The following is a 12,975-nucleotide window of genomic DNA, read 5'->3' as shown; positions in this document are numbered from 1 at the left end:
TTTTTCAATTTAAATTTCACTGCGCTCATTACATAAAAATAGGAACTCACAACATGATTTTGATTCTTCACTACAAAATTCAGGAGTCTTACGACATAATTTTGCTCCCTAACTACAAAATTCAGGAGTCTCACGACAAACTTTGGAATAAAACGGAAACCAACGAAGTTTTCCTTTCCTAATCATGTACCGCAATAGGTTCTGTATGGTCTGTTCGCAGCTGCAGGAATTGTACAGTATTCTTCCTGTTCTGGTGTATAGTCATAAGGGTTCGACAGAGCACTTAGCAGCTTCATCATGACGCTGAAGTCGCTTTGACTGACTGCTGCATCAAGCGCTTCCTCCACTCGGTGGTTGCGCGGGATGACTGCGGGATTGGAATTCCGCATTAACTGTTGGGATTCCGCTGTTGCTTCCTGCGGCCTGCCGAGTCTTTCCTGCCAACGCTTCTGCCATTCGGAAAATTCCGGTGCTTTAAACAGCTCCGCTCCCTCCAACTGACCCAATGTTAAAGCTCGGAAGGTGTTGGTGTAGTCAGCACGATGTTTTTGCATTAGACTAAGCAGGTCTTCCGCAAGCGATTCATCTTCTGCCTCTTCATTAATAAGACCAAGCTTTGCCCGCATTCCGGCAAGCCAATTTTTGCGGTATAACCCGTCATATTCTGAAATAGCCTCTTGCGCCAATTTAACTGCTTCCTCCTCGTTTTCATGAAGCAGCGGCAATAAGCTTTCCGCAAATCGGGCCAGATTCCACCCGCCAATAAACGGCTGATTGCCATAGGCATAACGTCCCTCCCTGTCGATAGAACTGAATACGGTTGCCCGATCGTAGGTGTCCATAAAGGCACAGGGGCCATAATCGATGGTCTCTCCGCTAATAGTCATATTGTCCGTATTCATGACCCCGTGAATAAAACCGACGAGCTGCCATTTGGCAATTAGTGAGGCCTGACGTTTTATAACTTCCTTAAGAAATGAAAGGTACTTGTTATTATCAGTATCAGCTGTGACTTCTGGATAATGGCGTTTTATTGTATAGTCAGCCAGAATCCTTAATTCATCCACATTACCTTTCCCAGCAGCATATTGAAAGGTTCCAACCCTAATATGGCTGGATGCAACGCGTGTCAGAATCGCACCGGGAAGCTCGGTTTCACGATAAATGGCGTCCCCTGTAGTCACCACGGCCAGACTGCGGGTAGTCGGAATACCTAGCGCATGCATCGCTTCACTAATGATATATTCTCGAAGCATCGGTCCAAGCGCCGCCCGGCCATCCCCTCCGCGGGAAAATGGTGTTCTGCCTGAACCCTTCAGTTGAATATCATACCGTTTTCCGTCCGGAGTGATTTGCTCCCCCAGCAGCACTGCCCGACCGTCCCCCAGCATTGTAAAATGGCCAAATTGATGCCCGGCATAGGCTTGCGCAAGCGGCGCAGCACCTTCGGGTATTTTGTTCCCAGCAAACACCGCAACAGCTTCTTCTCCCTGAAGAGCCTCTGGATTCAACCCCAAAGCAGATGCCAAATGACCATTAAGAATAACCAAGTTCGGTGAAGCAACTGGCGCAGGATTCGTATCAGTAAAAAAAGCCTGCGGAAGTCGGGTATAACTATTATCAAAATTCCAGCCTGGATTACTCATATTTTCTTTTATCCCTTCTTTGAAGCATGGGGATTCTGAAGCAAAAGAACCGTCCCCATGATCTAATTTATATTCAGTTTATCCTAAGTGAGTTTAAATTAGCACTTATTTTATACTATGAAAATCTAGTAAATTATTAATGATAAATTAAGAATATTGTTGTAGACTTAGAATGAGTTATGGGATTATAGTCGGTGGACTTGATACCGAGGTTATTAGGCATTTATGGGGGAAGATTTATGAATAACGCAGAAATGAATTTGGTTGGAGAAATACCTACCAGACGAGGCAAATCAGTCAAAGGCAATCGAAATTGGAAGTTTGTTGCAGCAAGCAGCGCCTCTATTATCGTACTCTTAATTGCAGGCATTAGTTATTACCAGGCAACCCGATTCAATTCGCAGACTACGATTAATGACATAAATGTCGGTGGGATGACGGCTGATCAGGCATTGAAAAAATTACAAACCACTGTCTTACAAAATAGGGTCTTTGTTGGACAGCAGCAAATTTTAGATGAAAACGATACAAAGATGGGTTTTGCTGAGCAGGATTTGCCTGAGGTTAAGAAAATACTAAAAAGCCAGTGGACATTTTTTCCATCAACAAAGGCAAAAAGTTATCATCTGATACCTGAAAAGGCAGACCAATTCCGAACCGAAACAATGAAAAAGCTTGTCGAAGAAAAGCTCTTATCAATGAATAAAAGTTTAAAAGCACCCCAAGATGCAGCGGCGAAGCTTACGCAGGGCAGCATTATTATCACCAAAAGCAAGGATGGAGAACAATATGACGTCTCAAGCCTATTGAAGGAATACGACAAGCAGCATTATAAGAGTGACATTCATCTTAGTCCTTTATACATACAGCCAATCAAAGAAAATAGCTCAATTGTAAAAAATGAACAGAAAAAGCTGCAAGAACTTCTTGGGAGGACTGTTGAGTATAAGGTTCAGGATCAAGTCTTTTCTTTAAAAGCTAGTGAAGTAATTACAAATGCCTCTGTGACTAAGGATATGAAAATAACAATTGACCCGAATGACATTAAAAACAAAGTTGCGGAAATAAATGATACAAAATCTACATTAAATAAAGACTTCTCCTTTAAGACCCACTCAGGTTCGGTCATATCTGTAAAAGGAAAAGGCTACGGTTGGGCATTAGATGTTGACAAAGAAACAGCTCAAATTCAAGCTGCTTTTGAAAAGGGAGAGAGTTCCATTTCTGCATCCAATGTTATTGGACACGGATGGAAGGGTGAAGGCTACGGTTACGATACAACCGCGAACAACGGAATTGGCGGCACGTATGCTGAAGTATCCCTTGCCGAACAGCGAATTTGGATTTACAAAGATGGTAAATTGGTCATCACAACAAATGTCGTTACCGGGAAACACAGCACCGGTCATGATACATCAACAGGAGTTTGGTATGTTCTCTATAAACGATCACCTTCCATTCTAACAGGCAGGGAACTCGGTGGAAAACCAAGTTATCAAGTACAGGTAAATTATTGGGCTCCTTTTACGAACGATGGACAAGGGTTCCACGATGCCAGCTGGCGGAAAAACTGGGCAAGCAATGCCTATCTTAACGATGGCTCGCACGGCTGCGTCAACACACAACCAGACGATATGAAAATCGTCTACGAAAATCTCAGCACCTACGAACCGGTCGTTATATACTGAAACATGGGGACGGTTCTTTTGCTTCAAAAAATGAAGCAAAAGAACCGTCCCCTCTTTTTAATGATCCCTATTAACAATATAGTTCAGCAAATGCTTCAAAAAAGTCGTGTTGCGCGGCACTTCCTCTAGTGTGTCCATCGCCAGACAATAATGGTCCCACAGCGCTTTTTTCGCATCTTCTGCGCCCAGGATGGATACAAACGTTGAGCTGTTGTTAGCAGCATCCTTACCTGCGGGTTTCCCTAATACGTTCTGATCCCCTTCCAAATCTAGAAGATCATCCTTAATCTGAAAGGCAATGCCGGCATGCCTGGCGAATTTTTTCAAGACGGACAGTTCGGACGCGTGTGCTTGTGCAAGAATCGCCGGCATGATTAAAGCCGCTTCGAAAGCAATTCCGGTTTTATAAAAGCACATGACATTCAGTTGATCCAGTGTTAATGGCTTGCCTTTAGATTCCAGGTCCATTGCCTGCCCCTTACACATATCCTCTGTTACCTGGGCTGAATATTGAATCAAGCGAAGCACTGTTTCTGTATTGAACCGGGTAAGCGAAGTCTGTTCCTCGATCGCCTTTTGGGTTAAAAAAAGCGCAGTTAGTTCAGCAATGGCGATGTTATAGGTCTTATGCAGAGTTGGCCGCCCCCTGCGGATTGCAGCATTGTCCTGAGATGGAAGGTCATCAAAAATAAGTGATGCCGTATGCATGTATTCTAATGACCGTAAAAGCGGGGTAATGGAGGAACCATCCAATCCATATCCATCAACACCCATAACCCACGTCATAATGGGACGAAGCCGCTTCCCGTCACCCTCAAGACTGTAATTGGCGGCATCGATAATGGGGTCATTCCCTAATGGCACATCTTCAATTTTCAAGGTCCTGTTAATTTGGTCGCGCACCGTTTCGATTGTATCTAAAAAGTCGTCCTGCTCCATACGGTCATTTTTTAAATTGGTAATAATATGGTCGCGCAGCAGCTTATCAAAGAAATCCACATCGTCTGCTTTCTGGACCATTTTTTGAATCACACGATTGAATTGCGGCATTCCTGAGGTAAAAAGCCCCATTATTTCGTTGTATTTTTGCGTTCCCATCCGCACTTTAAATCGCTTCAATCCGTTTATGGCGCGGTCCAGTATGACCTCGCAAGTCTTTGGATCGGAGTGAAAGACATTGTGAATCAAATTAGCAATAACCGCCCAGTACAACTCAAATGGGTTGATAAGGTCATCGCGCTGGTTGTGGTATTTTATATAGTAGGTATACGGCGTGACGGCACCGTCCTTTAGGTCATCGAACATATCGGCAAAATCATCGGCCAGTTGATTATAAATGCCGTAATAGAAGGTTCGGCTGTCAAACCCCTCATCCTCAGGAGCACTGATGACAGAACGGGCAATCAATCGGGACGAAGACGCTTTTAAAATAATCGGTATGTACAGTTCTTCATTGGTGTAATTGGGGTTGGATAAACTTTTAACGCGGTCCACTTCTTGAGAATTAAAAAAGATATAGGCCTGCTCGAAAAAATGCTTTCTCGTATCCGGATGCTGATGGGACTTAATATAGCCAAAGGCATCGCGGAGTTCGGAATGAATATAACGAATGAGACTGGCATTAGGTCCTGTCCAGTTGCCTAAATCAGGAACAGATCCTGTAACAAGGGTGGTCCGGATTAAACTGGAGTATTCCTCTTTTTCTTTATCGGATAAAACATGAGCATCAAGTAGATCGTCAATAAAGGGATAGGTCAGACCGTAGGCATAGCCCAGCCTGATAGCTTCATCAAGCCTCCGGCTTCGTTCTTCTTGGGCAGTTTCATCAGCCATCTCTTCATTTACATGCAGGATGACCCCCGCAATGATTTTAATCAATTTTCGTTTGGCATGCTCGGGATCCATTCCCTCCGGAATGTTGTCGGATACGTTTTTCAGCCTATTCATCAGCCAAATAAAGGCGGATTCAATCCCTTCCTTCTGTGCCCAGCGGTACAATCCGGCCATGCTGAAAAAATCAGTTTTGTCATCACGGCTTGTCAGGTTATCTTTTAAATTGGACACAACACTCCGTATCCTAGCCTGAGTCTCCGGTGACTCCAGAGATTTGCCGAGGTCCCGCATGTATAGATAGGAAATGCTTCGGTCCAGATAATGGTCCAGTTTACCGGTATAGTCGAGCCATTGTATGTATTGGTGGTATCCCCGAATATCCGGCCTTTGCCTTCTTCGAAATAGGAAGGTTAATAGAGGATGACGAATATGGTTGTGTTTCCACTCTTGGAAATCCCTTGTCAAAGCAGTGACATAGCTTTTTTCTGTGACCAGTTTGTAAAGCCTCCGAAAATATTCAGCAGCCTTCTCCTCACCCAGCTTATAACACTCATCGGCATTTATTAATAACTCTTCAATCATTTGAAGCACAACCTCTGCTTAAGGTTTTTTATTTTTGCAATACTCATTAAATTGAGATTACCACAATCCCCTTCATGTTTTCTTAAAAACTAGCAAATTATATTTAAATATAGTGCGAAAAAAATAACTTTATTACCGGAAAGCTTATTAAGTGCAAAAAAGCAAGTAAACTTGTCCACATTTGGACATCGTCTACTTGCCTTTTTTTTCACAACTAGTACTTTATAAATTTTTAAACAATTCCAGTTAACATATAAACACCAATTACAAAGAATGCAGCGATTGTTTTGATAATGGTAATGGCAAATATATCGCGATAGGATTGCTTATGTGTCAGACCAGTGATCGCGAGTAATGTAATAACAGCTCCGTTATGTGGAAGTGTATCCATCCCTCCCGATGCCATGGAAATAACACGGTGCATAACTTCTAGCGGAATATCAAATTGATTAGCCAGTTCAATATAGGTTTTACTCATAATACCTAATGAAATGGCAATACCAGCCGATGCAGAACCTGAAATAGCAGACAGAACGTTTGTCGTTACGGCTCCGTTTAATAAAGGATTTTCAAACGCTTTGGAAATGCCGTCTCTCGCAATCGCAAATCCAGGCAAATTTGAAATAACCGCACCAAAACCATATTCAGTAGCCGAGTTCATGATTGCCAGCAGTGCTCCGCCAATCCCGACATTCATGCCAACCTTGAAATTCGTCAGAACAGGTTTTCGATTATACAAAATAGTGGCAAAAATCCCTGCCAGAAGAGCAATTTCAACTGACCAAATACCAACGACTTGTGCCGTTTCAATGTTTGGGAAATTCGTTAAACCGATCTTCGAAAAATCAAAACCATTTGGATACCATTTTGGAATCACTGTGGTTAACACCTTGTTTAACACACCAACTAGGACAACCGGAACAAAGGCAAATATTTTGCGGCCGACGCTTTCTTTTACATCCAAGTCGATTTTAATTTCCTCTTCAGTAATCGTTCCAAAGCTATCATAGCCTTCACCGGCTTTTTCCGCTTTTTTCCGGCGAGAATCTAAATACAGCATACCGACTGTAAAGATGAAAATGGCCCCGATAATTCCAAGTGTCGGTGCGGCATAAAGGTTTGTTTTAAAAAATGTTGTCGGAATAACGTTTTGCACCTGTGGGGAACCTGGCAGCGCATCCATTGTAAAGGTAAAAGACCCTAGGGCAATCGTTCCCGGAATTAACCGTTTCGGAATATTGGATTGTCTGAACAAATTGGCTGCAAACGGATATACCGCAAATGCCACAACGACTAAGCTTACGCCGCTGTAGGTAAGAATTGCGCACAATAAAACAATGACTAACATGGCACGCTTGCGTCCCACCAATTGAATCAAGGTGGTGGCGATGGAACGTGCTAAGCCGGACATTTCTACTACTTTACCAAAAATAGCTCCCAGCAAGAAAATAGGAAAATATAATTTTATATATTCCACCATTTTTCCCATAAAGACATTCGAATAAAACGGGAGAACATAATCTGGATTTGTTAATAATACCGCAAATAATGCACATACCGGAGCAAAAATGATGACTGAAAATCCGCGATAGGCGATAAACATTAACAAACCCAGCGCTAAGAGAATAATAACTAGTTCCATAAAATTTCTCCTCTACCCCTAGATGATTTAACCCTTTGCTGAAAAAATGTTAATTGTGCGTATTCTAAGATGTCCAAAAAGGCTTAGTTTTTGTTTTTAGCAATTTCCGCTGCTACATCCACGATCATATCCTCTTGACCGCCGACAACTTTACGTTTCCCTAACTCTATTAAAATGTCACGTGAATCGATGCCAAATTTAGTTGCAGCACGTTTCGCATGAAGGGCAAAGCTTGAATAAACCCCTGCATATCCTAGTGTCAGACTGTCTCTTGTAATTTCCTGAGGTACTTGCAGAATCGGTGCAACGATATCTTCAGCTAAATCCATCATTTTATATAAATCGACGCCTGTCTTAATTCCCATCCGTTCACAAACGGCAACTAATACTTCTGTCTGCGTATTACCGGCACCAGCGCCTAAGCAGCGAACACTGCCGTCAATACGGGTCGCACCTTCTTCAATAGCTACAAGTGTATTGGCCATGGCAAGAGAGAGATTGTTATGACCATGGAAGCCGATATTAATGCCTACTGATTGTTTAAGGGCACGAATCCGTTCACGTACTTGTTCCGGAAGAAGATAACCTGCTGAATCAACCACATAAACCGTATCAGCACCGTAGCTTTCCATTAATTTAGCCTGTTCAACAAGTTTGTCTACTGGTGCCATGTGGTTCATCATTAAGAATCCAACTGTTTCCATGCCGAGTTCTTTTGCATAAGCAATATGCTGCGGCGCCACATCTGCTTCGGTTACGTGTGTAGCGATACGAGCCATTTTTGCTCCTAAATTGGCAGCTTCCTTTAGCTCATGCAGTGTACCGATACCCGGTAATAATAAAACGGCAATTTTTGATTTATCTGCTACAGAAACAGCTGCTTCGATTAATTCCATCTCATTTGTTTTTGACAGCCCATATTGTAAAGAAGACCCTGCAAGTCCGTCGCCGTGTGATACTTCAATAAATGGTACATTGGCATCATTCAATGCTTTTGCAACTTTCAATACTTGCTCGACTGTATATTGATGTGCCACCGCATGGCTGCCGTCCCGTAATGCTACTTCGGTAATGAGAATATCCCTGTTGTTTTCCATTGTTTTTTCGGCCCCTTTCTTAAACGGTTTGTTTCTTTAATAAGTTTTTTGCAAATTCTTCAGCAATTTTAACGCCTGCTGCAGTCATGATATCTAGGTTTCCAGAGTATTTTGGCAGATAATCCCCGGCTCCTTCTACCTCTAAGAAAATGGTTACCTTATTTCCATCAAAAATCGGTTCGGTACGTAGACGATACCCCGGAACATAGGATTGAACAACCTTAGTCATTTCTGCAATTGATTGTCTGATGGCTTCCTCGTTCATCTTTCCTTCGTCGACAAGCGTATAAACGGTGTCACGCATTAGGATCGGCGGTTCCGCAGGATTCAGGATAATGATGGCCTTTCCTTTTTTCGCTCCCCCAACTACTTCAATCGCACGGGATGTCGTTTCAGTAAATTCATCGATATTGGCGCGAGTCCCTGGTCCGGCACTGCGGCTTGAAATGGTTGCGACAATTTCTGCATATTCTACCGGGCAAACACGATTGACCGCATGCACCATTGGGATGGTCGCTTGACCTCCGCAAGTAATCAAATTGATATTATCTTTCTCTAAATGCTCTTGAATGTTCACGGCAGCACATACATATGGTCCAACCGCAGCAGGAGTCATATCAATTACTTTTTTACCTGCCTCTTTTAACACTTTTGCATTGTAGAGATGGGCTTTCGCAGAGGTCGCATCAAAAATGATGTCAGCCAATTCTGGTGTTTTCAAAAATCCATCAATACCATCGCTGATAGCTGTATATCCTAATTCCTTGGCACGGCGCAGTCCATCCGAATTTGGGTCAATCCCAATCACAGTGGTTAATTCCAAAATTTCAGAGCGGCCAAGCTTAATCATTAAATCTGTCCCAATATTTCCTGAGCCAAGAATGGCAACTTTTACTTTTTCCACTTCATTTCTCCTCCTAAAAAATTAGTTCACGGGGACGTTTCTCGTGTCCATTTTATTCAATCCCTATTCCAAAATAGATGTCAAATCAGTCTTTATCGTTGCATTACACCTTTGTAACCCAATGCCTTTGAAATCTCTGATGCAGCTTTCTGGATTCCGGCGATGACCTTTGGAAGACGTTCTTCATCAAGCCTGATTTTAGGGGCGGCACAGCTTATTGAAGCGATTACATTCCCCTGATGGTTAAAGATCGGAGCAGCGATACATTTCAGCCCTAATTCAATCTCTTCATCGTCAACCGCATAGCCACACTCACGGACAGATTGTAAATGATTTTTAATTGCCTGTTTATCCGTTATCGTGAACTCCGTAAACGGCTGCAAATTTTGGATTGACAGCAGGCGGTCTACCTCTTGATCACTTAAGTAAGCCAGAATTGCTTTGCCGACACCTGTGCAATGTACCGGGGCTCTTTTTCCAATATGCGAGTACATCGTCAGGGTTCTCGGTCCATCTTCCTTTTCGATATAAATAATTTCGTTGCGGTTCAATAAAACTAAGTGAACGGTTTCATTTAGTTCATTGACTAAATCCTTGATAATTGGCCGAGCAATGCTTCTTATGTCCAAATGTTTGCCGACAAAATTACCTAGTTCAAAAAGCTTTATACCTAAACGGTATTTGAGGTCATCCGGGTTTTGCTGAAGATATCCTCTGTGTTCCAAAGTCTTGATAATCCCATGGACAGTACTTTTTGATAGATTTACCTTCTCGCTAATTTCCTTGACGCTTAACTCTGAATTTGTAGTTAAAAAAATTTCAAGGACATCCGCTGCTCTTTCAATCGATTGAATTAAACGTTCTGACATTATTAATCCTCCAATACGTTCGATAATGTCGAATAACGTTCGACAATACCAACCTACAAATTTATATTATCTCGCATTTTTTATTGTGTCAATATTTTTAGAATTCATAAATTTTAAGTGAAGCTGCTTGAAATGGGTGGTTAAAAGCAAAAAAAGAACCTTATCCTTACGGAACAGGCTCTTTGAAAAATTAGATGATCTCAAATTGTTTAAAACCAGTGGTGTCTGGGATAAAATCCAATGTTTTGCTCCTGAAATAATGGCACTCGGCTTTATCAATGATAAACTGCAGTCCATCCAATGTTATTTTTTCGTCATTTGCCTGCATGGCATTTTCGAAGGTCAGTTTTGCTTTCATAAAACAACTTTTCCGCATTTGCAAGCGGATCAATTGGTTTGAATTTTGCAATCGGTTTTTTAATTCTGTTTTTGCTGCTTCCGTTAAAATAAACATATAATCATCCCGTTTTTTCAATTTAGGGTTCTCTAATTGATTATAACTTACTTGATTTGTGAAAGAGTAGAATAAAGATTGTGGCATTTAAGCGGTTTTCAGCGTAGTAAGGCCATTTTGTATGTAGAAAACCCAATGATTGAAAGAAGAGGCTTCCAACTATAGAGACCTTAATTGTAATGAAATGTGGGTGTTTACACTTCTAGTTGTTTACTTATCCTGTTTATTTTTAATTCCTGCTTTGCTTATTTTTCTGTTATGAAATCTATGTCATACTTGAACGTCCTAAGGATATCGTTTTGTACTTCTAACTTTTTATCAATACGTTCAACATCCTTCTTAATACTGTCAACATCCTTCTTGAGCACATCAACATCCTTCCTAACTTCTTTTAACTCTGAAAAGATTCCTTCTAAAAGTTCTCTATCCGTCATTTTTTTCACCTCCCGGCGACATTATACCATGTTCATAAACGGGATACGAGAGAGACGGAGAATGAAACAGTTGATTTAATTATAATTTCAAGTTTTTATGTAAGCGTTTTTGGTCTAAAACCACCTTTCATTAAATACTTTTGTAGAGAGACAACCCATTAATAATGAAAGGTGTGGCCAGCTCATGTTTGCAGTTCATTTTCTTGAAAACAAAAATGTTTTATTAACTCAGCTGTTAAAACGTATTCCAACCGTTGGAGAGGATGTAACCATTAAAGGCCGCAAAGCCAAGGTTTCAAACGTCGAGCATATTGACGAAAAAACGATACATGTGAAAGTGGTTTTAGAAGAAATCAAAAAAGGTAAAGTGGCAGTTGTCGATAATTCTAAGAAGAAAAAGAGATAGGAAACACAGGGACGGTTCTTATGCTTCAAAAATTGAAACATAAGAACCGTCCCTATTTATTCAAAAAATGAAGCTATTTTCGAGTCACCCTAAGGGTCTGATATCAACCCCATAAATAAAATTGTTCCGCTTTCTTCTTCGGTAATTGACATGAAAAATGGCCGATTAACTTCTATAAGGAAGGGATTATCTAGGCTGGCCGACTCCTTTACCATTTGGACAGAGGTTGCCGCTGCCGCTTCCGTCCCGGCCTCATTCACATCGATAAATGTTTTTTGTTTCACTTCACTGATCATAAGGGGATCCGTCTCTTTAACCATTTTTGAAAAATTAGCTCGGCTGTCAAAAACGGTCTCCATCCCCATATTCTTTAATGGGTCATTCAATATCAATTCATACTCCAATTGAAATTTTGGCAGCAGAACGGTTCCTTTTTTTTCGGTAAATTCAGAGTTCCACTTCTCCCAGTTTTCCGTTGTCAGCATCTTTTGGAATGCTGCTAAATTAGAACTTTCCCTTGGAAGAAATATCTTCATGCTCATTTGACCATCACCATATGGAAGCGAAACCGCCTGAAAGTCTTCGGTTTGCAAATAAGCTAATTTTTCATTTAGGATCATGAGCGGCACCTTTTTTGTAACCCCATCTGCCAAATAAAAATCTCTTTTCTCTGTTTGTTCTTTGTCAAATTCATATTTCCATTTCCCTTTAAAATAAATCGCGTTAATCAGAACCGCAATTAAATCTGGGTCTAAAGGAGCTTCGATAATTTCCTTAATCTTACCATTCGTCGATTTCTTCACCCAGTTATTAATCAATGGAACCGATTGGCTATCATTGATATCAATCTTCTTTATTTCAGCATTAAAATAATCTCTGTTGTTCTTAGCAAAATCGTCCTGAAAGTGGAAGTCTTTGTTTAACCAAATGGAATTCGCGATATTGAGCTGAATTTGCTTCGAATGCTTATGTAACATCGACATCATTGAGGCGTTCGCTTGACTTAATTCATTGGCATCCATTCCGGCTGTTTGCAAAACCTTCGCCATCTCTTCCTTTGTTACCCCATCTGTCCCGTTGTAGACCATTGACAACGCCATGAATAAACTTGTCGGAGAAATAAACGTATTGCCGCTGTTTCCTGCTCCTATCTCTGCTAACAGTGTCATCCCCAATTGATTATTAGCGGAAACAATTTTCGTATAATCTTCCTTTCCAAAAATAGCGTTAATGGATGGAGCCAAATTTCCGGTTGGTTTCGTTCCCATCCCCCACACCATTACAATAAAGAAAACCACTAGAAAAAGTGGAAAAATGAATTTCTTCATCCACACCACCACCCTTTACCAGATTAGACTGCCTACCTTAAATAAAAGTTTCAACGCAAAGGGACGGTTCTTGTGCTTCAAATTGAAGCACA

At 41.3% G+C, this 12,975-nt stretch carries 11 protein-coding genes; 2 read left to right on the top strand and 9 right to left on the bottom strand.

Features of this window, described 5'->3' with window-relative positions:
- Positions 1-182 precede the first annotated feature (182 nt).
- Positions 183-1,646, bottom strand: a complete 1,464-nt coding sequence (locus tag ACNQGS_RS15280) for a protein adenylyltransferase SelO (protein ID WP_491488068.1) — start codon at positions 1,644-1,646, stop codon at positions 183-185.
- Positions 1,647-1,885: 239 nt separating this feature from the next.
- Here ACNQGS_RS15280 and ACNQGS_RS15275 point away from each other — a divergent pair, with 239 nt between their 5' ends.
- On the top strand, positions 1,886-3,334 hold the full coding sequence (locus tag ACNQGS_RS15275) for a L,D-transpeptidase family protein (protein WP_491488067.1): 1,449 nt from the start codon (positions 1,886-1,888) through the stop codon (positions 3,332-3,334).
- 57 nt (positions 3,335-3,391) lie between these two features.
- Here the strand turns inward: ACNQGS_RS15275 and ACNQGS_RS15270 are convergent, their stop codons facing one another.
- From ACNQGS_RS15270 to ACNQGS_RS15240, 7 genes are all read right to left on the bottom strand, one after another.
- Entirely contained in the window at positions 3,392-5,749 is a 2,358-nt protein-coding gene (locus ACNQGS_RS15270) for a polyprenyl synthetase family protein (protein WP_491488066.1), read from the bottom strand.
- A 232-nt stretch (positions 5,750-5,981) separates the two neighbouring features.
- Positions 5,982-7,391 carry a GntP family permease gene (locus ACNQGS_RS15265; RefSeq protein WP_423801235.1) on the bottom strand — a complete coding sequence of 470 codons (1,410 nt, stop codon included), beginning with the start codon at positions 7,389-7,391 and terminating at the stop codon, positions 5,982-5,984.
- Positions 7,392-7,474: 83 nt separating this feature from the next.
- On the bottom strand, positions 7,475-8,488 hold the full coding sequence (gene dmpG, locus ACNQGS_RS15260; protein WP_423801234.1) for a 4-hydroxy-2-oxovalerate aldolase: 1,014 nt from the start codon (positions 8,486-8,488) through the stop codon (positions 7,475-7,477).
- 19 nt (positions 8,489-8,507) lie between these two features.
- A complete protein-coding gene (locus ACNQGS_RS15255) occupies positions 8,508-9,392 on the bottom strand; it encodes an acetaldehyde dehydrogenase (acetylating) (protein WP_491488065.1) in 885 nt (294 codons plus the stop codon).
- A 92-nt stretch (positions 9,393-9,484) separates the two neighbouring features.
- Positions 9,485-10,261 carry an IclR family transcriptional regulator gene (locus ACNQGS_RS15250; RefSeq protein WP_423801232.1) on the bottom strand — a complete coding sequence of 259 codons (777 nt, stop codon included), beginning with the start codon at positions 10,259-10,261 and terminating at the stop codon, positions 9,485-9,487.
- Between the two features lie 190 nt (positions 10,262-10,451).
- Entirely contained in the window at positions 10,452-10,736 is a 285-nt protein-coding gene (locus tag ACNQGS_RS15245) for an iron-sulfur cluster biosynthesis family protein (RefSeq protein WP_491488064.1), read from the bottom strand.
- 224 nt (positions 10,737-10,960) lie between these two features.
- Positions 10,961-11,149, bottom strand: coding sequence for a hypothetical protein (locus tag ACNQGS_RS15240; RefSeq protein ID WP_491488063.1), 189 nt, complete (start codon positions 11,147-11,149; stop codon positions 10,961-10,963).
- Positions 11,150-11,333: 184 nt separating this feature from the next.
- Here ACNQGS_RS15240 and ACNQGS_RS15235 point away from each other — a divergent pair, with 184 nt between their 5' ends.
- Positions 11,334-11,555: a hypothetical protein gene (locus tag ACNQGS_RS15235; protein WP_491488062.1), complete on the top strand. Its 222-nt coding sequence runs from the start codon at positions 11,334-11,336 to the stop codon at positions 11,553-11,555.
- Positions 11,556-11,644: 89 nt separating this feature from the next.
- On the opposite strand, the gene ACNQGS_RS15230 is transcribed toward ACNQGS_RS15235, so the two are convergent.
- Positions 11,645-12,883, bottom strand: a complete 1,239-nt coding sequence (locus tag ACNQGS_RS15230) for a serpin family protein (protein ID WP_491488061.1) — start codon at positions 12,881-12,883, stop codon at positions 11,645-11,647.
- Between the last annotated feature and the right edge of the window lie 92 nt (positions 12,884-12,975).

The organism is Neobacillus sp. PVCKKU3, assembly GCF_058323225.1.
The sequence above is the reverse complement of the archived record's forward strand: the minus strand, read 5'-3'. Positions and strand labels throughout refer to the sequence as shown.